We start from the raw sequence: 21,872 nt of genomic DNA on the forward strand, positions 1-21,872 counted from the left end.
TTGTCCGCTCAGATCATTGCGATCGACGCAATGGGCGGGGACTTCGGTCCCCGCAGCATTGTCCAGGCAAGTCTCGCTTGTCTCTCGGCTACCCCCTCGCTTCACCTGACCCTCGTCGGTCAACCCTCCCTCCTTGAAGATCTGATCGCTGGCCAGTCGGCAGCGGATCGCGCGCGGCTGCAGATTGTTGCGGCGAGCGAAGTGATCGGCATGGATGAGCGGCCCTCCCAGGCGTTGCGTGGCAAGCCCGATTCGTCGATGCGCGTCGCTCTCGAATTGTTGCGCGATGGCAAGGTCCAGGCCTGCGTCAGTGCCGGCAATACCGGCGCCTTGATGGCGCTTTCACGCTATGTGCTGAAGACCCTGCCCGGCATCGATCGTCCGGCCATGGTCGCGGCGATCCCGACCCGCACCGGCTACTGCCAGTTGCTCGACCTTGGCGCCAATGTCGATTGCAGTGCCGAGCATCTCTACCAGTTCGCCGTGATGGGCTCGGTGGCAGCCCAGGCCCTGGGGATCTCCCGCCCGCGGGTGGCGCTGCTGAATGTCGGTACCGAGGACATCAAGGGCAACCAGCAGGTCAAGCTGGCGGCCAATCTGCTGCAGCAGGCCCGCGGCCTGAACTACATCGGTTTCATCGAGGGCGACGGGTTGTATCGCGGCGAAGCCGACGTGGTGGTGTGCGACGGCTTCGTCGGCAATATCCTGCTCAAATCCAGCGAGGGCCTGGCGACCATGATCGGCGCCCGTATCGAAGCGCTGTTCCGTAGCAGCATGGCATCGCGCCTGGTCGGGGCCATGGCGATGCCGCTGCTCAAGCGCCTGCAGGCCGACCTGGCGCCGGCGCGACACAATGGCGCAAGTTTTCTCGGGCTTCAGGGCATCGTCATCAAGAGCCATGGCTCCGCCGGCGTGCAGGGTTTCCAGAGTGCCATCCAGCGGGCCCTGATCGAAATCCAGGAAAACCTGCCCGAGCGTTTGCACGGCCGACTCGAGGATCTGTTGCTTTAGGCATAATCGGCGGGAAGTGGTTAAATGTGACCGCTTGGTTCTCGTTACCATCCAACTTTCGATTTTCTTGTGTCCAGCTACGGCTGGACACTCATTTTCGACGACAAGATCACTAGGGGCTTGTTCAATGTCTGCATCCCTCGCATTCGTCTTTCCCGGTCAAGGTTCGCAGTCCCTCGGCATGCTCGCCGAGCTGGGCGCCCAGTATCCACTGGTCATCGAGACCTTCCGTGAGGCCTCCGAGGCTCTGGGCTACGATCTCTGGGCACTGGTCCAGCAGGGTCCGGAAGAGCAACTCAACCAAACCGATAAAACCCAGCCTGCCATCCTGGCCGCTTCGGTTGCCCTGTGGCGCCTGTGGCTGGCGGAGGGTGGTGCGCGTCCGGCATTCGTTTCCGGTCACAGTCTGGGTGAATACAGTGCATTGGTCGCCGCCGGCAGCCTGAGCCTGGCCGATGCGGTCAGGCTGGTCGAGCGTCGCGGTCAACTGATGCAGGAAGCCGTTCCGGCCGGGCAGGGTGCCATGGCTGCCATCCTCGGCCTGGACGACGCCGATGTCGTGGCCATCTGTGCCGAAGCGGCCCAAGGCGAAGTAGTCAGCGCCGTCAATTTCAACTCGCCGGGGCAGGTGGTCATCGCCGGTGCCAAGGCTGCGGTCGATCGTGCCATGGAGGGCTGCAAGGCCCGTGGCGCCAAGCGTGCCCTGCCACTGGCGGTCAGCGTGCCATCGCACTGCGAACTGATGCGTCCGGCCGCCGAGCGCTTCGCCGAGTCGGTGAACGCCATCGAGTGGAAGGCCCCGGCCATTCCCGTGGTGCAGAACGTCAGCGCGGCGGTGCCGGCTGACCTGGATGCCCTCAAGCGCGACCTGCTGGAGCAGCTGTACAAGCCGGTCCGTTGGGTCGAGTGCGTGCAGACCCTGGCTGCCCAGGGCGCGGTGCAACTGGTCGAGTGCGGTCCTGGCAAGGTGCTTGCCGGTCTCAACAAGCGGTGCGCCGACGGCGTGACCACCCACAACCTCAATACCCCGGATGCCTTCGCCGCCACTCGCGCGGCGCTGGCCTGATTAGGAGAGCCTGCATGAGTCTGCAAGGTAAAGTTGCACTGGTCACTGGCGCAAGCCGTGGCATCGGCCAGGCCATCGCCCTGGAGCTGGGTCGCCTGGGCGCTACCGTGATCGGTACCGCTACCTCTGCGTCCGGCGCCGAGCGTATCGCCGCTACCCTCAAGGAGCATGGCATCACCGGTACCGGCCTGGAACTGAACGTCACCAGCGATGAATCCGTCAGCGCGGTCCTGGCGACCATCCAGGAGCAGTTCGGTGCGCCGGCTATCCTGGTCAACAACGCCGGCATCACTCGCGACAACCTGATGATGCGCATGAAGGATGACGAGTGGTTCGATGTCATCGATACCAACCTGAACAGCCTCTACCGTCTGTCCAAGGGGGTCCTGCGCGGCATGACCAAGGCGCGCTGGGGCCGTATCATCAGCATCGGTTCGGTGGTGGGTGCCATGGGCAACGCTGGTCAGGCCAACTACGCTGCCGCCAAGGCTGGACTGGAGGGCTTCAGCCGCGCGCTGGCCCGCGAAGTGGGTTCCCGCGCCATTACCGTGAACTCGGTGACTCCGGGCTTTATCGACACCGATATGACCCGCGAGCTGCCTGAAGCGCAGCGTGAAGCGCTGCAGACGCAAATTCCGCTGGGCCGTCTGGGCCAGGCCGATGAGATCGCCAAGGTGGTCGCATTCCTGGCTTCCGACGGTGCGGCTTATGTGACCGGCGCAACCATTCCGGTCAACGGCGGGATGTACATGTAGTTAAATGTGACGGATTGTTTTAAAAAAATGTCATACGTGCTGACTAAAATCCGTTATAAAGCTGCAACCAAATTCCAGGGGTAGCGGCAGGTGCGATGCAGGAGGGCGCGTTTAGCTTGAAAAGCAGGCGCCTTTCTATAAACTTACACACCGGCCAGCTGCCTGACATATGTCCATTAGGAGTGAAAACAAGGTATGAGCACCATCGAAGAACGCGTCAAGAAAATCGTTGCCGAGCAACTGGGCGTCAAGGAAGAAGAAGTGAAGCCAGAGTCTTCCTTCGTTGAGGACCTGGGCGCCGATTCGCTTGACACCGTTGAGCTGGTGATGGCTCTGGAAGAGGAATTCGAGACCGAGATTCCTGACGAAGAAGCCGAGAAGATCACTACTGTTCAAGCTGCTATCGACTACGTCAACAGCCACCAGGGCTAAGACTGCTTTAGTCGTTACTTCTTGTCAGGGAAAAACCGCACTGCCTTTGCTGGCGTGCGGTTTTTTCTTTGCAAGAGATGTAGACATATAGAAAAAGGAGAGCGCTGTGTCGCGTAGACGCGTCGTGGTCACCGGTATGGGCATGCTGTCGCCACTGGGTACCGATGTACCGAGCAGTTGGCAGGGCATTCTGGCTGGCCGCAGTGGCATCGGTCTGATCGAGCATACTGACCTTTCTGCCTATTCCACCCGCTTCGGTGGCTCGGTGAAGGGCTTCGATGTCGAGCAGTACCTGTCGCTCAAGGAAGCTCGCAAACTCGACCTGTTCATCCAGTACGGCCTGGCGGCCGGTTTTCAGGCGGTGCGCAATGCCGGCCTGGAAGTCACCGATGCCAACCGTGAGCGCATTGGCGTGGCCATGGGCTCGGGTATCGGCGGCCTGACCAATATCGAAGACACCAGTCGTACCCTGCACGAGCAAGGTCCGCGGCGCATTTCGCCATTCTTCGTGCCTGGCTCGATCATCAACATGATTTCCGGTTTCCTGTCCATCCATCTGGGTGTGCAGGGGCCAAACTATGCCATCGCCACCGCCTGCACCACCGGTACGCACTGTATCGGCATGGCCGCGCGCAACATCGCTTTCGGTGAAGCCGACGTGATGATCGCCGGCGGTGCCGAGATGGCCGCTTGCGGCCTCGGCATGGGCGGCTTCGGCGCCTCCCGTGCGCTGTCCACGCGCAACGACGACCCGACCCGCGCCAGCCGTCCCTGGGACAAGGGCCGCGACGGTTTCGTCCTGTCCGACGGTTCCGGTGCCCTGGTGCTCGAAGAGCTGGAGCACGCCAAGGCCCGTGGTGCGACCATCCATGCCGAACTGGTCGGTTTCGGCATGAGCGGCGATGCCTACCACATGACCTCGCCACCCGAGGATGGTGCCGGTGCCGCCCGCTGCATGGCCAATGCGCTGCGTGACGCACAGGTCGATCCGACACAGGTCAACTACATCAATGCCCACGGTACCTCGACGCCTGCCGGCGACCTGGCGGAAGTGGCAGCGATCAAGTCGGTATTCGGCGAGCACGCCTACAACCTGGCGGTCAGTTCCACCAAGTCCATGACCGGGCACCTGCTGGGCGCGGCCGGAGCGGTAGAGGCGATCTTCAGCGTCCTGGCGATCAACAGCCAGGTGGCGCCGCCAACCATCAACCTCGACGAACCGGATGTCGGCTGCGACCTCGACTTCGTGCCTCATGAAGCGCGCAACATGCCAATCGACGTGGTGCTGTCCAACTCGTTCGGTTTTGGCGGTACCAACGGCTCGCTGGTGTTCCGTCGGTTCGTCGGCTGATGCAGGCCTGGGTCGATGGGCAGGGCGCCGATACCCTGGCGCTGCAAAGCCGCGGCCTGGCCTATGGCGATGGTTTGTTCGAGACCATCGCCGTCAAGGCGGGGAAAGCCTCGCTGCTCGATTATCACCTCGATCGCCTGGCCTTGGGTTGCCAGCGCCTGGCCATCGAGGCCGATCTCCAACTGATTCGTGACGAGTGCTGCCGCTACGCCGTGCTGCTCGGCGACGGCGTGCTCAAGCTGATCCTGACCCGGGGCGATAGCCAGCGCGGTTACGCCGCTGTCGCCGGGGCCATGCCGCGGCGGATTCTCCAGGGCAATCCCGTACCGGTTTATCCCTCTGAACATGCTGACCAGGGCGTAAGCCTCTTCCCTTGTCGCACCCGCCTTGCCGAGCAGCCGCTATTGGCTGGTCTCAAACACCTCAATCGCCTGGAACAGGTACTGGCGCGCGCCGAATGGCAGGGTGCCGAGTACGCTGAAGGATTGATGCTGGATATGTCCGGTCGTGTCATCGAAGGGGTATACAGCAACCTGTTCCTGGTGCATGGCGGGCAGTTGCTTACCGCTGACCTGAGTCGCTGTGGCGTGGCAGGCGTCATGCGCGCGGCGCTGCTCGACGCCGCCGGCCGCGAAGGTATCGGCGTGCAGATCCGCGACCTGGCGCTGGACGACCTCGAGCAGGCGGATGAATTGTTTCTCTGCAACAGTGTCTACGGTGTCTGGCCGGTGCGCTCGTTCGCATCGCTGAACTGGTCGCCGGGGCCTCTCACCCGTAAACTGCAGGCCATCGCCCGCACGCTGCTGGATGCCTGATTTTGAGACGTAAATTGTTGTTGCTGCTGGAGATCATCCTGATCCTGGGCGGCCTGGTGCTCGGCTATTCCGCCTGGAAGGTCAGTTCGTCGGTGGACCAGCCGTTGCACCTTGGTGGCGAGGAACTGCTGGATGTTCCCACCGGCACCAACCCCAATCGCATGTTCTATCGCATGGAAGGCCAGGGCCTGATCAAGGACGCCTTCTGGCTGCGTCTTTACTGGCGTTTCAATATGGCCGGTACCGCGCTGCATACCGGTGAGTACCGCATGACGCCGGGCATGACCGTCCGCGATCTGCTCGACGCCTGGCGCCGTGGCGACGTGGTCCAGTACAACCTGACCCTGGTCGAGGGCTGGACCTTCCGCCAGGTGCGCGCAGCCCTGGCCAGGCATGAAAAGATCAAGCACACCCTGGACGGCATGAGCGATGCCGAGGTGATGGACCAACTGGGGCATCCGACGGTTTTCCCCGAGGGCCGCTTCTTCCCCGATACCTATAAGTTCGTGCGCGGCACCTCCGATGTCGAGTTGCTGCAACAGGCCTATGCCCGCCTGGAAGAGGTGCTGGCCAGGGAGTGGGCCGATCGTCCCGCCGAACTGCCTTACCGTGATCCTTACCAGGCGCTGATCATGGCCTCGCTGGTCGAAAAGGAAACCGGAGTACCCCATGAGCGTGGCCTGATCGCCGGGGTGTTCGTCCGGCGCATGCAGATCGGCATGCAGTTGCAGACCGACCCTACCGTCATCTACGGCATGGGCGAGCGCTACAACGGCAAGATCACCCGCGCCGACCTGCGTGAGCCCACGCCCTATAACACCTACGTGATCAGCGGCCTGCCGCCGACGCCCATCGCCATGGTCGGTCGCGAGGCGATCCATGCCGCACTCAATCCTGCGCCCGGCACCAGCCTGTATTTCGTCGCCCGCGGTGATGGCAGCCATGTCTTCTCCGACGATCTCGACGCCCACAACTCGGCGGTACGCGAATATCAGTTGAAGCGTCGCGCCGACTATCGTTCCAGCCCGGCGCCGCTCAACGGTGATGACAAGGCCCGGAAGGACGAGCCCGTACCGCAGGAGGCACCCGCGGTGCCGCCCGCCGTTGGTCCGGTCGAGACGCCGGCCGCCGGGGACGCTATCCAGCAATGACCATTTTCGAGGACGCCGAGTGAGCGGTTTGTTTATTACCCTGGAAGGCCCGGAAGGCGCCGGCAAGAGCACCAACCGCGACTATCTGGCCCGGCATCTGCGTGACTGCGGCCTGGATGTGCTGCTGACCCGCGAACCGGGCGGCACTCCCCTGGCCGAGCGGATCCGCGAGCTGTTGCTCGCGCCCAGTGATGAAAAGATGCATGCCGATACCGAGCTGTTGCTGGTCTTCGCCGCCCGGGCCCAGCATCTGGCCGAAGTGATCCGCCCGGCCCTGGCTCGTGGTGCCGTGGTGCTTTGTGACCGTTTCACCGATGCCACCTATGCCTACCAGGGAGGCGGTCGTGGCCTGGACGTGGAGCGTATCGCCACGCTCGAACGGTTCGTCCAGGAAGGGTTGCAGCCTGACCTGACGCTGCTGTTCGACCTTCCGGTTGAAGTCGGCCTTTCCCGGGCCGCCGCCCGGGGTCGCCTGGACCGGTTCGAGCAGGAAGGCCAGGGCTTCTTCGAAGCCGTGCGCCAGGCCTACCTCGACCGGGCCAAGGCCGACCCGCAACGTTACTGCCTGATCGATGCGGCGCAGCCGCTGCCAGCGGTGCAGCAGGCGCTGGATGGCCTGGTCGGGCAGATCGTGGACCGTTGCCGTGGCTGAAGCGTATCCGTGGCAGCTGGCGCTCTGGCAGCAATTGGCCGGCCGCGCCCGGCATGCCCATGCCTATCTGCTGCATGGTCCCCAGGGAATCGGCAAGCGTGCCCTGGCCGAGAACCTGATGGCGCTGCTGTTGTGCCAGCGTCCTGCGGAACTCCGGGCCTGTGGACAATGCAAGTCCTGCATGCTGCTGGCGGCGGGCAGCCACCCTGACAACTATGTGCTGGAGCCGGAAGAGGCGGACAAACCGATCAAGGTGGACCAGGTTCGTGACCTGGTCGGCTTCGTCACCCAGACCGCCCAGTTGGGAGGGCGCAAGGTGGTATTGATCGAGCCGGTGGAGGCGATGAACGTAAATGCCGCCAACGCCTTGCTCAAAAGCCTTGAAGAGCCTTCCGGCGATACCGTTCTGTTGTTGGTCAGCCACCAGCCAAGCCGCTTGCTGCCGACGATCAAGAGTCGCTGCCAGCAGATTGCCTGCCCGCAACCGAAGGAGGCCGAAAGCCTGGCCTGGCTGGCCTCGGCCCTGCCTGGGTGCGAGGAGCAGGAACGCATCGAGTTGTTGAGCCTGGCCGCGGGGTCGCCGCTGATGGCAGTCGATCTGCAAGGCCAGGGTGTGCGGGAGCACCGTGCCCAGGTGGTCGACGGGGTGAAGAAACTGCTCAAGCAGCAGCAATCGCCCAGCCAGCTTGCCGAATCCTGGAAGGATGTCTCCCTGTTGCACCTGTTCGACTGGTTCTGCGACTGGTCGAACCTGATCCTGCGCTACCAGCTGACCCAGGATGAGGAGGGCCTTGGCCTGGCCGATATGCGCAAGGTCGTGCAGTACCTCGCGCAGAAAAGCCCGCAGGGCAGGGTACTGGAGATCCAGGACTGGATTCTCGAACAGCGCCAGAAAGTCCTCGGCAAGGCCAATCTCAACCGCGTGCTGTTGCTGGAGGCCCTGCTGGCTTCCTGGGCAATGTTGCCGGGGCAGCGCTGAATTTCCTCAATTTCCTTTTCCAATCGTGACTTCGCCATGCTCGTAGACTCCCATTGCCACCTAGACCGTCTTGATCTCGCTGCCCATGATGGCTCCCTGGATGCTGCGCTCGACGCGGCGCGTGCCCGTGGAGTCGGGCATTTCCTGTGCATCGGGGTCAGCGCCGACAATGCCGCCCAGGTCAAGGCCCTGGCCGAGCGTTACGCCGATGTGGACTGTTCGGTGGGCGTCCATCCGCTGGACCTGGCGCCGGGGGCCGAGCCGGCGCTGGACTGGCTGCTGCAGGAGCTGAACCATCCGAACGTGGTGGCCATCGGTGAGACCGGCCTTGACTATCACTACGAGCCGGAAGCGGCGCAGCTGCAACAAGCGTCGTTCCGCCTGCACCTGGAGGCTGCCGGCGTCACCGGCAAGCCGGTGGTCATCCACACCCGTGCCGCACGGGCCGACACCCTGGCCCTGTTGCGCGAGGCCGACCTGTCCCAGGCCGGTGTGCTGCATTGTTTCACCGAGGATTGGGACATGGCCCGGGCGGCGCTGGATCTTGGTTACTACATTTCCCTGTCCGGCATCGTCACCTTCCGCAATGCCGACGCGCTGCGGGATGTCGCGCGCCAGGTGCCGGCCGACCGCCTGCTGGTGGAAACCGACTCGCCCTACCTCGCGCCCATTCCCCATCGTGGCAAGCCGAACCTGCCGGAATACGTACGTGACGTTGCCGAGTTCATTGCCCTGGTGCGGGGCGAGCGCTACGAGCAACTGGCGGAGCAGACCACCGCCAACTTCCGCCGGCTGTTCCCGCTGGCGCGCGTGTCCGCGGCCTGAGCCCGGCGAACGGGCAAAAAAAACCCGGGTTCTGGGGGGGGGAATCCGGGTCAAGACCATTAGGAGTAAAACAAAGGCGAACACTCCCTGATCACCTTTATCGGCGAGACACTTGGGGGATATGCCCCGCCAACAATTCAAGTATTAATCAGGATTGATGGGCTTCCAGCCCAGGCTGCTCGTTTTTTAAACAGATTTGGAATACGCCCGCCGCTGCTGAGAGCGCATCGCTCCTGGCAAAGGTTCTCGAAGCCATGAACATGCTTGGATGATCCGTGCATTTTCCCGCAAGTTAGGCATAATACTTGGCTTCGATTTTGATCCAGTCCTCCTTATGCAGAAAGAACCTCGCAAGGTCCGTGAATTTCGTCGCCGTGAGCAAGAGATTCTCGATACCGCACTCAAGCTGTTTCTCGAACAGGGTGAAGATAGCGTCACCGTCGAGATGATCGCTGATGCTGTGGGTATCGGCAAAGGCACGATCTACAAGCACTTCAAGTCCAAGGCGGAGATCTACCTGCGCCTGATGCTCGACTACGAGCGGGATTTGAACCAACTGCTGCACTCCGCCGATGTCGACCGCGACAAGGAAGCCCTGTCGCGCGCCTACTTCGAATTCCGCATGCGCGATCCTCAGCGCTACCGCCTGTTCGACCGCCTTGAGGAAAAGGTGGTCAAGGGGCACCAGGTGCCGGAAATGGTCGAGGAACTGCACAAGATCCGCGCCTCGAACTTCGACCGCCTGACCCTGCTGATCAAGGGCCGGATCAGTGAGGGCAAGCTCGAGGATGTACCGCCGTATTTCCACTACTGCGCCGCCTGGGCGTTGGTACACGGCGCCGTGGCGCTGTACCACTCGCCGTTCTGGAGCAACGTGCTGGAAGACCAGGAGGGCTTCTTCCAGTTCCTGATGGATATCGGCGTGCGCATGGGCAACAAGCGCAAGCGCGACCCGGAACCAGCGGCGAACTGATACCTGCCTGCGACACCGTCGCTGTCGGTGATGACGGGGCAGGAATATACTTTGGAGGCGACGCTTGCAAAAACCTGATTTTTGAGTCAGGTTTTGCAGGCCCGAATCATTCCATCCCGGAGTTCTCCATGATCGTCGACCGTCAAGGCAGGCGTTTTCGCAATTTGCGTGTCAGCCTTACCGCCGCTTGCAACTACGCGTGCACCTACTGCGTGCCCGATGGCAAGCGTCTGGTCGCCGCCCAGGACGAACTTTCCGCCGAAGCCCTGGCTCGCGGCGTGGCCTGGCTGATCGAAGCAGCCGGCATCGAGCGCCTGCGGGTAACCGGTGGCGAACCGCTGGTCAGTCCCAAGCTGGAAACTTTCCTCAGGACCGTGGCCGGCTTCGGCCTGGACGACATCAGCCTGACCACCAACGGCCAGTTATTGGCGCGCAAGCTGCCGCTGCTGAGCGAGGTGGGGATCCGTCGGCTCAACGTGTCCCTCGACACGCTCGACGCCAAGGCATTTCGTAGCATCTCCCGCGGGGGCGACCTGCCCAGCGTGCTCGATGGCATGGCGCAAGCGGCGGCAGCGGGGATGAAGATCAAGGTCAACATGGTGCCGCTGCGCGGGCAGAACCTCGACCAGGTGCTGCCGCTCCTGGAGTATTGCCTGGAGCACGGCTATGAACTGCGTTTCATCGAGTTGATGCGCATGGGCCACCTGGCACGTGACAACAATGCCTTCCTGCAGCAGTTCGTCGGCCTGGAGACCCTGCTTCAAGTGATTGGCGAGCGCTACGAGTACGCCCAGGCCGAAGCGCCGATCGATGCCACTGCCTTGCGCTATCGGATTCCGGGGCAGGGCTGTTTCGGTGTGATCGCCAACGAGAGCGTGCCGTTCTGCCGTACCTGTTCGCGCCTTCGCCTTTCTTCCACCGGCTGGTTGCACGGTTGCCTGTCGTCAAGCAACCGCCACTACATCGGCGACCTGCTCGACCGGCCTCGCCACCAGGCTTTGCCGGCGTTGCAGGGCCTGCTGGTCAAGGCGCTTGGCGACAAACAGAGCGTGGCCTTTTCCGGTGGGGCCACTGTGATGAAGATCATCGGCGGTTGAACCCCTCCAGGGACGGCAAGCTGGAACAGAACCTGCATCCACGGGCTGTCCGCCGGTTTTCCGTCGCCGGCCTCTGGAGGAAAGATGCGTAGCCTGGTTCTGCTGCTGGCGTTCGTCGCGCTGGGTGGCTGCATGAATGTCAGCGACATGGGTGAAGCCACCCGCTATCACATGAGCGATGCCGGTCTGCTGGACCACAGCAATACCCAGCGTTCGATGTCGCTGCGCCTGCAACCCGACTCGTTCATTTTCATCGCCCAGGGCGTTTTCGTGCCGCCGGGCCGGGCCTATCCGCGTCCCAACGTGGTGGCGGAAGAGGCGTTCAAGGGCTTCGTCGAATACTTCCCGTTGGTGCGCCGCGCACAAGGGCCGATCGGCCTGGAAGATGCGCTGGGCGAAGCGCGCTCCGTCGGCGCCCATTACTTGCTCTATACCCGTTTCGCCAAGGCGGACAACCGTATCGGCAACGGTGATGAATGGTATGACGAGCAAGCCGTGGACCGCCTGGGTATCGACACCGGCACCATCCAGTTGATGCTGATCGAAACCAGCACCCGCTACCTCATCGACACGGCGCGCATCCACACCCGCGGCGGATTGCTGACATTCCATGACAACAAGCCGGAAGATTTGCTTGCCCAGCCTCTGGAGGACTACGCTCGTGCTCTTCTGGGACTGAGTAACTGAGGGGCTTGGGCATGGCGGATACGGGCAAGGCGGGCAACCTGCTGGCGCAGATTCCAAAGGCGGAAAAAGGCTTGCCGCCCGTGCACCTGTGGAACCCGGACTTCTGCGGCGATATCGACATGCGTATCGCCCGTGATGGCACCTGGTTCTACCAGGGCACGCCGATCGGCCGCAAACCCATGGTGCGGCTGTTCTCCACCATCATCCGTCGTGACGGTGACGATTACTTCCTGGTCACGCCGGTGGAGAAGGTCGGGATCAAGGTCGATGATGCGCCGTTCGTGGCGGTCGGCGTGGACGTGCAGGGCAGCGGTGAAACGCAGGTGCTGCGCTTTACCAGCAATGTGGAGGACCAGGTCGAGGCCGGTCCGGATCATCCGCTGCGTTTCGTCATCGATCCGGTGACCCAGGAACCTTCGCCCTACGTGCATATACGGGCCAACCTTGAAGCCTTGATTCACCGCAATGTGTTCTATGAACTGGTGGAGCTGGCGGAGTCCCGCGAGATCGACGGTGAGGCCTGGCTCGGGGTATGGAGCGGCGGCGAGTTCTATCCGATCGGGCGGCAGTGACCGGTCGTTGCGGATTTTTCTGCCACAAATGAAAAACCTCCAGTGCTTGCGCATCTGGAGGTTTTCAGTATTTGGCTCCGCGACCTGGACTCGAACCAGGGACCCAATGATTAACAGTCATTTGCTCTACCGACTGAGCTATCGCGGAATCTGGGGCGTATCTTACTGATTCCCAAGGGGAAGTCAAGCTTCCCCCGGGAAATTGTCGATTACAGCACCTCGACGATGGCTTTGGTCACCACGTGGATGTTGCTCTGGTTCAGGGTGGCCACGCAGATGCGGCCGGTGTCCAGGGCGTAGATGCCGTAGTCGTTCTTCAGACGGGCCACTTGCTCAACGCTCAGGCCCGAGTAGGAGAACATACCGCGCTGGCGACCGACGAAGCTGAAATCGCGCTTGGCACCGTATTCGGCCAGCAGCTCGACCATCTGCTTGCGCATGCCGTGGATGCGGCCGCGCATTTCGCCCAGCTCGGTTTCCCACATCTGACGCAGCTCGGCGCTGTTCAGTACGGCAGCGACGATGCTGGCGCCGTGGGTTGGCGGGTTGGAGTAGGTGGTGCGGATCACGCGCTTGACCTGCGACAGCACGCGCGCACTTTCTTCCTTGGCGCTGGTGACGATCGACAGGGCGCCGACACGCTCGCCGTACAGCGAGAACGACTTGGAGAACGAGCTGGAGACGAAGAACTCCAGGCCCGACTCGGCGAACAGGCGGACCGCGAAGGCGTCTTCGGCGATGCCATCGCCGAAGCCTTGGTAGGCCATGTCCAGGAATGGCACGTGACCCTTGGCCTTGATCACTTCCAGGACGTTGTTCCAGTCCTGCAGGCTCAGGTCGACGCCGGTCGGGTTATGGCAGCAGGCGTGCAGGACGATGATCGAACCCGCTGGCAGGTTGTTCAGGTCCTCCAGCATGCCGGCGCGGTTGACGTCGTTGCTCGGGGCGTCGTAGTAGCGGTAGTTCTGCACCGGGAAACCGGCGGTTTCGAACAGGGCGCGGTGATTTTCCCAGCTCGGGTCGCTGATGGCGACGACGGCGTTCGGCGACAGTTGCTTGAGGAAGTCGGCCCCGATCTTCAGGGCGCCGGTACCACCGACGGCCTGGACGGTGACTACGCGGCCTTCGGCCAGCAGCGGCGACTCGGCACCGAACAGCAGTTTCTGCACGGCCTGGTCGTAGGCGGCGATACCGTCGATCGGCAGGTAGCCGCGGGAAGCGTGCTGGGCGGCACGTTGGGTTTCGGCTTCGATGACCGCACGCAGCAGTGGGATGCGTCCTTCTTCGTTGCAGTAAACGCCTACGCCGAGGTTGACTTTCTCGGTGCGGGTGTCGGCGTTGAATGCTTCGTTGAGGCCCAGAATGGGATCGCGTGGTGCCAGCTCGACAGCGGAAAACAGGCTCATTATTACCTTGGCTCTGAATGGAGGGTGAGTAGGGTCTGCACGCTCCAGCCGAATGCACTAGAGCGGTGCACAAACGGGGAGTCAGTATAGTGATACCGCTCGGTCACTGCGACAGTCGGGCGCAGCTTTTCCCGCTGTTTGGAGGAATATTTTTCGACCGTTAGTCGAATCCCCCGGTCAACCGTGGACGGCCAGGGTTGAAACTGGCACACAGCGGCATTAATTGGGTATAACTACTGGCTAAAAATACAGTTGCCTGTATCCGCATTCGCGCAGAGGTCCGTCATGTCCGAGTTTCAACTGGTCACCCGTTTCCAGCCGGCCGGCGATCAGCCGGAAGCCATCCGCCTGATGGTCGAGGGCATCGAGGCCGGGTTGGCGCACCAGACCCTGCTCGGTGTGACCGGCTCGGGCAAGACCTTCAGCATCGCCAACGTCATCGCCCAGGTGCAGCGGCCGACCCTGGTCCTGGCACCGAACAAGACCCTGGCCGCGCAGTTGTACGGCGAGTTCAAGGCGTTCTTTCCCAACAACGCCGTCGAGTACTTCGTTTCCTATTACGACTACTACCAGCCGGAAGCCTACGTGCCGTCGTCGGATACCTTCATCGAGAAGGATGCCTCGATCAACGACCATATCGAACAGATGCGCCTGTCGGCGACCAAGGCGCTGCTTGAACGGCGCGATGCCATCATCGTCACCACGGTTTCCTGCATCTACGGCCTCGGCAGCCCCGAGACCTACCTGAAAATGGTCCTGCATATCGACCGCGGCGACAAGCTCGACCAGCGCGCCTTGCTGCGCCGCCTTGCCGACCTGCAGTACACCCGCAACGAGATGGACTTCGCCCGTGCCACCTTCCGCGTGCGTGGCGACGTGATCGACGTGTTTCCCGCCGAATCGGACCTGGAAGCCATCCGCATCGAGCTGTTCGACGACGAAGTGGAGAACCTCTCGGCCTTCGACCCGTTGACCGGCGAGGTGATCCGCAAGCTGCCGCGCTTCACCTTCTACCCCAAGAGTCACTACGTCACGCCGCGGGAGACGCTGCTGGACGCGGTGGATGGCATCAAGGAGGAGCTCAAGGACCGTCTGGAGTACCTGCACAAGGCCAACAAGCTGGTGGAAGCCCAGCGTCTTGAGCAGCGCACCCGTTTCGACCTGGAGATGATCCTCGAGCTGGGTTACTGCAATGGTATCGAAAACTACTCGCGCTACCTGTCCGGCCGGCCGGCCGGGGCACCGCCGCCCACCTTGTACGACTACCTGCCGCCGGATGCGCTGCTGGTGATTGACGAGTCCCACGTCAGCGTTCCGCAGGTCGGGGCGATGTACAAGGGTGACCGTTCGCGCAAGGAAACCCTGGTGGAATACGGCTTCCGCCTGCCGTCGGCGTTGGACAACCGGCCGATGCGCTTCGACGAGTGGGAAAGCGTCAGCCCGCAGACCATTTTCGTTTCCGCGACCCCGGGGCCTTATGAGGCCGAGCATGCCGGCCGTGTGGTCGAGCAGGTGGTGCGACCGACCGGCCTGGTCGACCCGCAGGTGGAGATCCGCCCGGCGCTGACCCAGGTCGACGACCTGCTTTCGGAAATCCGCAAGCGCGTAGCGGTGGAGGAGCGCGTGCTGGTTACCACCCTGACCAAGCGCATGGCCGAGGACCTGACAGACTACCTCGCCGATCACGACGTGCGGGTGCGCTACCTGCACTCGGATATCGACACGGTCGAGCGGGTCGAGATCATCCGCGACCTGCGCCTGGGCACGTTCGATGTACTGGTGGGGATCAACCTGTTGCGCGAGGGCCTGGACATGCCCGAGGTCTCGCTGGTGGCGATCCTCGATGCGGACAAGGAGGGCTTCCTGCGTTCGGAGCGTTCGCTGATCCAGACCATCGGCCGCGCCGCGCGCAACCTCAATGGCCGGGCGATTCTCTATGCCGACCAGATCACCGGGTCGATGCAGCGGGCAATCGACGAAACCGAGCGGCGCCGGGAGAAACAGATCGCCTTCAACCAGGCGCACGGCATCGTGCCCAAGGGCGTGGTCAAGGACATCACCGACATCCTCGAAGGCGCCAACGTGCCGGGCTCGCGCAGCAAGAAGCGCAAAGGGATGGCCAAGGCGGCAGAGGAGAGCGCCAAGTACGAAGCCGAGCTGCGTTCGCCGGCGGAGATCACCAAGCGCATCAAGCAACTGGAAGAGAAGATGTTCCAGCTGGCGCGGGATCTGGAGTTCGAAGCGGCGGCGCAGATGCGCGACGATATCGCCAAATTGCGTGAGAAGCTGATTACTGCCTGATGTTTCTTGGTTGCTCTCTCGGGCCTCATCGCCGGCAACGCCGGCTCCCACAAGGTCCGGCGGTGTTCGCAAATCCTGTGGGAGCCGGCGTTGCCGGCGATGAGGCCCGAGAGGTCAATGAGCCTCTCCAGCCTTGATCCCTTGCGGCAACGTCCGGGTCATCAACACCGCAACCATGCTGATCGCCAACCCGATCCCGACAAAATGGAAGGCATCGTTGTACGCCATGATCAGCGCCTGCTGATGGGTTATCTCGCTCAACCGCCCCAGTGCAGCGCCATCGCTCCCCAGTTTCTCCGCCAGTTGCCCTAACCGTTCCGCCACCTGGGGATTGGTTGGTACTATCGATTCGCGCAGGTAATCGAAGTACACCTTGGTCCGTGCATCCAGCAGCGTCGCCAGCAAGGCGATGCCGATCGCGCCGCCCAGGTTGCGCAGGATGTTGAACAGGCTCGATGCCGACCCGGCATCCTGCGGCTGGATGTAGGCGGTGGCGATCAACGAGATGGTGACCATGATCATCGGCTGGCCGAGGGCGCGGATGATCTGGATGTGGTTGAACTGGGCACCGGCGAAATCCGGGTTGAGCACCCCGGAACTGAAGCTGGCCAGCCCGAACAGACCGAAACCCAATGCGCACAGGACCCTGGGCGGAATCACCTTCATCAACCGGGGCACCAGCGGAATCAGGAACAGCTGCGGAATGCCCATCCACATGATCACCTCGCCGATCTGCAAGGCGTTGTAGTTCTGGACCTGCGCCAGGTAGAGCGGCAGCAGGTAGATCGAACCATACAGCCCCACGCCCATGCCCAGGCTGGCGATGCTCGACAAGCCGAAGTTGCGGTTGCCGAGGATGCGCAGGTTGATCAGCGGGTTGGGTCTTGAAAACTGGATGATGACAAAGGTGATCAGGCTGATCAGGGCGATGCTGCCCAGCCCTACGATGAGGCTCGATTCCAGCCAGTCCTTGCGGTGACCTTCCTCCAGGAAAACCTGCAGGCAGCCGAGGCCGACACCCAGGGTGACGATGCCGGCGTAATCGGTACTCTTGAGCAGCTCCCAGTGGGCTTGCTTTTTCTCCAGGCCGTACATCAGCCCGGCGATCATCAACAATCCCGGTGGGATGTTGATGTAGAAGATGTACTCCCAGCCCCAGTTTTCCGTCAGCCATCCACCCAGGGCCGGGCCGATGGACGGGGCGAAGGTGGCCGTCATGGCGAACATCGCCATACCCTTGGCGCGGTGGTGTTCCGGCAGCTTGATCAGGGTCAGGGTGAACGCCAGGGGAATCAGCGCGCCACCGGTGAAGCCCTGCAGGGCGCGGAACAGGATCATGCTTTCCAGGTTCCAGGCCATCGAGCAGAGCAGCGAAGACACCAGGAAGCCCAGGGACACCCATAGCGCCAGGCGCCGCGCCGAGAGCAACTGCACCAGCCAGGCGGTGAGCGGGATCATGATGATCTCGGCTACCAGGTAGGAGGTGGAAATCCACGAGCCTTCCTCCAGGGTCGCCGACAGCGCGCCCTGGATGTCCTTCAGCGAGGCGTTGGTGATCTGGATGTCGAGCACGGCCATGAAGGCGCCGAGCATCGCGCTCATCACCGCGATCCAGTCGCGCCGGCTGGGTTCGCCGACGGGACGGATCAGTTGGTCACCGGCCATCGTCGTGCAGGTCGACGGTGGCGGTGACCGACATGCCCGGGCGGATCCGGCCATGCAGCGGATTATCGGCGGCGAAGGTGAGTTTCACCGGAATACGCTGTACGACCTTGGTGAAGTTGCCTGTGGCGTTGTCGGGTGGCAACAGGCTGAACTGGGCGCCCGAAGCGGCGAACAGGCTATCGACGCGGCCTTCGATCGGGGTGTCGGGGTAGCTGTCGAACACCAGTTCGGCACGCTGGCCGGGTTGCATCCTGCCGATCTGGGTTTCCTTGAAGTTGGCCTGCACCCAGATGTCCTCGTCGGGGACGATGGATAGCAGGTACGCGCCGTTCTGTACGTACTGGCCGTCGCGGGCGGCGCGCTGGCCGATCATGCCGCTGATCGGCGCATGGATTTCGCTGCGGGCCAGGTTCAGTTCGGCCTGGGCCAGGTCGGTGCGGGCCGTGGCGATCTGCGCATCGAGACGCTTGAGTTCGGCTTCCAGGGCGCTGACCTGCTGGCGTTGGCCCTGCAGGTCGGCCTGGGCCTTGCTGACCTGGGAGCGGGCGACATTGCTTTCCGCAGACAGGGTGGTGACCCGCTCCTCGGAAACGAAGCCCGGCTTGCGCAGCGCCTGGGCGCGGTTCAGGTCCAGTTGCGTGCGGCCGAGGGTAGCCTGGCTGGCGGAAACCTGGGCCTGGCCAGCGGCGATCAGGCTGGATTGCTGGGTCAACCGGCTCTCGGCCTGCAGGCGCTCGGCCTGGCGCGTGTCGAGGGTGGCGCGGGCGCGTTCGACAGCGAAGCGGAAGTCATCGGCTTCCAGGCGGATCAGCAGGTCGCCTTTTTTCACATGCTGGTTGTCCTGCACCAGCACGCTATCGATCCGCGCGCTCAACTGACTGGAGACACGGGTGATTTCGCCCTGGACATAGGCATTGTCGGTGCTTTCGTAAAAGCGCCCCTTCAGATACCAATGGGCGAAGAAGGCGAGGGCGACCAACAGGACCAGAAAAAGAAAAATCAGCAGGCGACGCTTGAGTTGGGCAGGCATGAGGACGATCGTTCCAAGAATGTAAGCAAATTTAACAAAGATCGGATCCAGCGGTGCAAGTGACGATCACGCCCATTACTGGAGCCCGGCGCCTGCTCCCTGTTAACATTCCGGCTTTGTTTCACCTCCTGTTCGAGACTCTCATGACCACCGTTCGCACGCGCATCGCGCCTTCGCCTACCGGCGATCCCCATGTCGGCACCGCCTACATCGCCCTGTTCAACTACTGCTTTGCCAAGCAGCACGGCGGCGAGTTCATCCTGCGTATCGAAGATACCGACCAGTTGCGTTCGACCCGCGAATCCGAACAACAGATCTTCGATGCCCTGCGCTGGCTCGGTATCGAATGGGCCGAAGGCCCGGATGTCGGCGGCCCGCATGGCCCGTACCGGCAGAGCGAGCGGGGTGAAATCTATAAGCAGTACGCCCAGCAGCTGGTCGATATGGGGCACGCCTTCCCGTGCTTCTGCACGGCCGAAGAGCTGGACCAGATGCGCGCCGAGCAGATGGCCCGCGGTGAAACACCGCGCTATGACGGTCGCGCCCTGCTGCTGTCGCCCGAGGAGGTGCAGCGCCGCCTGGCCGCGGGCGAGCCGCACGTGATCCGCATGAAGGTGCCGAGCGAAGGCGTCTGCGTGGTCCCGGACATGCTGCGTGGCGATGTCGAGATCCCGTGGGACCGCATGGACATGCAGGTGCTGATGAAGACCGACGGCCTGCCAACCTACTTCCTGGCCAACGTGGTCGACGACCACCTGATGGGCATTACCCACGTGCTGCGTGGTGAAGAGTGGCTGCCATCGGCGCCGAAGCTGATCAAGCTGTACGAGTATTTCGGCTGGGAACAACCCAAGCTGTGCTACATGCCGCTGCTGCGCAATCCCGACAAGAGCAAGCTGTCCAAGCGCAAGAACCCGACCTCGGTGACCTTCTACGAGCGCATGGGCTTCATGCCGGAAGCCATGCTCAACTACCTGGGCCGCATGGGCTGGTCGATGCCGGACGAGCGCGAGAAGTTCTCCCTGGCCGAAATGGTCGAGCACTTCGACCTGTCCCGTGTTTCGCTGGGCGGTCCGATCTTCGATATCGAGAAGCTGTCCTGGCTCAACGGCCAGTGGCTGCGTGACCTGCCGGTGGAAGAGTTCGCCGCACGGGTGCAGAAGTGGGCGTTCAACAGCGACTACATGATGAAAATCGCGCCGCACGTGCAGGGCCGGGTCGAGACCTTCAGCCAGATTGCGCCGCTGGGCGGCTTCTTCTTCGAAGGTGCGCTGAAGCTGGATGCGAAGCTGTTCGAGCACAAGAAACTGTCCCCGGACCAGGTACGCCAGGTGATCCAGTTGATCCTGTGGAAACTGGAAAGCCTGCGGCAGTGGGAAAAGGACCGCATTACCGCCTGCATCCAGGCAGTGGTCGAGGCGCTGGAGCTGAAGCTGCGCGATGCCATGCCGTTGATGTTCGCTGCGATCAGCGGCCAGGCCAGTTCGGTCTCGGTACTCGATGCCATGGAGATCCTCGGCCCGGACCTGACCCGCTATCGCTTGCGTCAGGCGCTCGATCTGCTGGGCGGTGTTTCGAAGAAAGAAAACAAGGAATGGGAGAAACTGTTGGGCACCATCGCCTGATCGCATTCGCTCGTTCTTTCGTGGGGCGAGCCCTCTGCCGTGGGCTTTTGGCCAGGGCAGGGGGCTCGCCCCACGGTCGTTTCGACCGCTGCCGAAGGCGGCGATACCCAGCAAACACGGGGCTTTTCTCGCCCAAGGCAGGTAAGTGGTTGTTATCTGGGAAAAAATTTTTGAATTTTGTTGAAAATAAGTTTGACAGCTCTGTCATCCGCTCTTAATATGCGCCCCGTCCACAGCGATGAACGAAAACGAAACGCGAAGCACCCAGCCAAGCGAATCAAGTTCAAAGCGACATTGTGGGGCTATAGCTCAGCTGGGAGAGCGCCTGCATGGCATGCAGGAGGTCAGCGGTTCGATCCCGCTTAGCTCCACCAAATTCCGCTTGGCAGCCGAGGCTGGCAAGCAAGACCGGGTCCAGCAACCGGGTCTTGAAGGTAAGAAGGTTCGTCCCCTTCGTCTAGTGGCCTAGGACACCGCCCTTTCACGGCGGTAACAGGGGTTCGAGTCCCCTAGGGGACGCCAGTTTTGCACAAGCGACATCGAAAGAGGTCGCTGGGCCGAGAGGCTAGAAATCCGGGGCTATAGCTCAGCTGGGAGAGCGCCTGCATGGCATGCAGGAGGTCAGCGGTTCGATCCCGCTTAGCTCCACCAATTCCGCCAGGATTCGTGAAAACGGATCTGCACGAAGGTTACAAGTCCCCTTCGTCTAGTGGCCTAGGACACCGCCCTTTCACGGCGGTAACAGGGGTTCGAGTCCCCTAGGGGACGCCATTTTATCCGCTCTGCGGAATTTCAAGGCTCATTCGATTATTGAATGAGCCTTTTGTTTTTTCCCTCGAAAAAGTTTTTTATCAGGACGCGACAAGCGGCCTGAGAAAAACCTTGCCAGAAAATATTATGAGCATAATATTAGGCCCATAATATTTTCTGGTGCCGATCATGAGCGACAAGAAAGCCAAGACCCGTGAACGTATCCTCGACGCTGCCCGCAGCGCATTGATCCAGCAGGGCCCCGCCGATGCCAGCGTTAACCAGGTGATGAGCGCTGCCGGCCTGACCGTCGGTGGCTTCTACGCCCACTTCGACAGCAAGGAGGCCTTGATGCTGGAGGCCTTCAGCCAGTTGCTCGGTGAACGCCGTGCCTTGCTGTCCCAGGTCGATCCGGCGCTGGATGGCCAGGCTCGCCGTGCCCTGGTCGCTGCGTTCTACCTGTCGCGCAAGCACCGTGACTCCAAGGTCGATGCCTGCCCGTTGCCCACCTCCCTGAGCGAGATGACCCGGTTGCCCGAGGATTTCCGCCAGGTGCTGGCCGAGCATATCGAGCTGATGACCGCCCAGTTGGTGGACACCCCCGAAGATGCCGACAAATTCCTTGCCGACCTCGCCCTGATGGTCGGCGGCCTGGCATTGGCCCGGGCCCTGGGCACCGATGAACTGTCCGATCGTATTTTGCGCGCCGCCAAATCGGCGGTGATCTGA

20 protein-coding genes and 5 tRNA genes are annotated in these 21,872 nt (G+C 62.3%); 21 read left to right on the plus strand and 4 right to left on the minus strand.

Features of this window, described 5'->3' with window-relative positions:
- From plsX to ACPFMA_RS08105, 14 genes are all read left to right on the plus strand, one after another.
- Positions 1–1,011: a phosphate acyltransferase PlsX gene (plsX, locus tag ACPFMA_RS08040; protein WP_081263296.1), complete on the plus strand. Its 1,011-nt coding sequence runs from the start codon at positions 1–3 to the stop codon at positions 1,009–1,011.
- A 127-nt stretch (positions 1,012–1,138) separates the two neighbouring features.
- Positions 1,139–2,077: an ACP S-malonyltransferase gene (gene fabD, locus ACPFMA_RS08045; RefSeq protein WP_420057507.1), complete on the plus strand. Its 939-nt coding sequence runs from the start codon at positions 1,139–1,141 to the stop codon at positions 2,075–2,077.
- Positions 2,078–2,091: 14 nt separating this feature from the next.
- A complete protein-coding gene (gene fabG, locus ACPFMA_RS08050) occupies positions 2,092–2,832 on the plus strand; it encodes a 3-oxoacyl-ACP reductase FabG (RefSeq protein WP_009406831.1) in 741 nt (246 codons plus the stop codon).
- A 195-nt stretch (positions 2,833–3,027) separates the two neighbouring features.
- Positions 3,028–3,264, plus strand: a complete 237-nt coding sequence (gene acpP, locus ACPFMA_RS08055) for an acyl carrier protein (RefSeq protein WP_009406829.1) — start codon at positions 3,028–3,030, stop codon at positions 3,262–3,264.
- A gap of 106 nt (positions 3,265–3,370) precedes the next feature.
- Positions 3,371–4,615, plus strand: coding sequence for a beta-ketoacyl-ACP synthase II (fabF, locus tag ACPFMA_RS08060; protein ID WP_009406827.1), 1,245 nt, complete (start codon positions 3,371–3,373; stop codon positions 4,613–4,615).
- Positions 4,615–5,430 (plus strand): aminodeoxychorismate lyase, encoded by an 816-nt coding sequence (gene pabC / locus ACPFMA_RS08065; RefSeq protein WP_420057509.1) that lies wholly within the window; start codon positions 4,615–4,617, stop codon positions 5,428–5,430. The genes fabF and pabC overlap by 1 nt, the downstream gene beginning before the upstream one ends.
- A 2-nt stretch (positions 5,431–5,432) precedes the next feature.
- Entirely contained in the window at positions 5,433–6,581 is a 1,149-nt protein-coding gene (mltG, locus tag ACPFMA_RS08070; protein ID WP_420057511.1) for an endolytic transglycosylase MltG, read from the plus strand.
- 19 nt (positions 6,582–6,600) lie between these two features.
- Complete coding sequence (gene tmk / locus ACPFMA_RS08075; RefSeq protein WP_064304872.1) at positions 6,601–7,233, plus strand: dTMP kinase; 633 nt, start codon at positions 6,601–6,603, stop codon at positions 7,231–7,233.
- Complete coding sequence (locus tag ACPFMA_RS08080; protein WP_064304871.1) at positions 7,226–8,212, plus strand: DNA polymerase III subunit delta'; 987 nt, start codon at positions 7,226–7,228, stop codon at positions 8,210–8,212. The genes tmk and ACPFMA_RS08080 overlap by 8 nt, the downstream gene beginning before the upstream one ends.
- Positions 8,213–8,248: 36 nt before the next feature.
- Positions 8,249–9,037: a TatD family hydrolase gene (locus tag ACPFMA_RS08085; RefSeq protein ID WP_064304870.1), complete on the plus strand. Its 789-nt coding sequence runs from the start codon at positions 8,249–8,251 to the stop codon at positions 9,035–9,037.
- 334 nt (positions 9,038–9,371) lie between these two features.
- Entirely contained in the window at positions 9,372–10,010 is a 639-nt protein-coding gene (locus ACPFMA_RS08090) for a TetR/AcrR family transcriptional regulator (RefSeq protein ID WP_009406816.1), read from the plus strand.
- A gap of 128 nt (positions 10,011–10,138) precedes the next feature.
- Positions 10,139–11,107, plus strand: coding sequence for a GTP 3',8-cyclase MoaA (locus ACPFMA_RS08095; protein WP_009406814.1), 969 nt, complete (start codon positions 10,139–10,141; stop codon positions 11,105–11,107).
- Positions 11,108–11,191: 84 nt separating this feature from the next.
- Positions 11,192–11,794, plus strand: a complete 603-nt coding sequence (locus ACPFMA_RS08100; RefSeq protein ID WP_064304868.1) for a DUF4823 domain-containing protein — start codon at positions 11,192–11,194, stop codon at positions 11,792–11,794.
- Positions 11,795–11,805: 11 nt separating this feature from the next.
- Positions 11,806–12,366 (plus strand): DUF1285 domain-containing protein, encoded by a 561-nt coding sequence (locus ACPFMA_RS08105; RefSeq protein WP_420057513.1) that lies wholly within the window; start codon positions 11,806–11,808, stop codon positions 12,364–12,366.
- 72 nt (positions 12,367–12,438) lie between these two features.
- On the opposite strand, the gene ACPFMA_RS08110 is transcribed toward ACPFMA_RS08105, so the two are convergent.
- Positions 12,439–12,514, minus strand: a tRNA-Asn gene (locus ACPFMA_RS08110).
- Between the two features lie 61 nt (positions 12,515–12,575).
- Complete coding sequence (locus tag ACPFMA_RS08115) at positions 12,576–13,772, minus strand: amino acid aminotransferase (RefSeq protein ID WP_425929941.1); 1,197 nt, start codon at positions 13,770–13,772, stop codon at positions 12,576–12,578.
- A gap of 285 nt (positions 13,773–14,057) precedes the next feature.
- Between ACPFMA_RS08115 and uvrB the strand changes: the two genes are divergently transcribed.
- The gene (gene uvrB, locus ACPFMA_RS08120) at positions 14,058–16,073 is read left to right on the plus strand and encodes an excinuclease ABC subunit UvrB (protein WP_064304866.1); all 2,016 of its coding nucleotides are present in this window, start codon (positions 14,058–14,060) and stop codon (positions 16,071–16,073) included.
- Between the two features lie 114 nt (positions 16,074–16,187).
- Here uvrB and ACPFMA_RS08125 read toward each other — a convergent pair whose 3' ends face one another.
- Together ACPFMA_RS08125 and ACPFMA_RS08130 are read right to left on the minus strand one after the other, a co-directional pair.
- A complete protein-coding gene (locus ACPFMA_RS08125) occupies positions 16,188–17,678 on the minus strand; it encodes an MDR family MFS transporter (protein ID WP_425930581.1) in 1,491 nt (496 codons plus the stop codon).
- Between the two features lie 49 nt (positions 17,679–17,727).
- Complete coding sequence (locus ACPFMA_RS08130) at positions 17,728–18,768, minus strand: HlyD family secretion protein (protein ID WP_064304864.1); 1,041 nt, start codon at positions 18,766–18,768, stop codon at positions 17,728–17,730.
- Between the two features lie 143 nt (positions 18,769–18,911).
- On the opposite strand from ACPFMA_RS08130, the gene gltX reads away from it, so the two are divergent.
- From gltX to ACPFMA_RS08160, 6 genes are all read left to right on the plus strand, one after another.
- Complete coding sequence (gene gltX / locus ACPFMA_RS08135; protein WP_064304863.1) at positions 18,912–20,393, plus strand: glutamate--tRNA ligase; 1,482 nt, start codon at positions 18,912–18,914, stop codon at positions 20,391–20,393.
- A 298-nt stretch (positions 20,394–20,691) separates the two neighbouring features.
- Positions 20,692–20,767 (plus strand) — tRNA-Ala (locus ACPFMA_RS08140).
- A 72-nt stretch (positions 20,768–20,839) separates the two neighbouring features.
- Positions 20,840–20,915: transfer RNA gene (locus ACPFMA_RS08145), tRNA-Glu, on the plus strand.
- 53 nt (positions 20,916–20,968) lie between these two features.
- Positions 20,969–21,044: transfer RNA gene (locus tag ACPFMA_RS08150), tRNA-Ala, on the plus strand.
- A gap of 44 nt (positions 21,045–21,088) precedes the next feature.
- Positions 21,089–21,164 (plus strand) — tRNA-Glu (locus tag ACPFMA_RS08155).
- Positions 21,165–21,332: 168 nt separating this feature from the next.
- Positions 21,333–21,872 (plus strand): TetR/AcrR family transcriptional regulator, encoded by a 540-nt coding sequence (locus ACPFMA_RS08160; protein ID WP_009403081.1) that lies wholly within the window; start codon positions 21,333–21,335, stop codon positions 21,870–21,872.

The sequence above is a fragment of the Pseudomonas sp. NyZ201 genome, from assembly GCF_049860765.1.
Classification (GTDB): Bacteria; Pseudomonadota; Gammaproteobacteria; order Pseudomonadales; family Pseudomonadaceae; genus Aquipseudomonas; species Aquipseudomonas bharatica.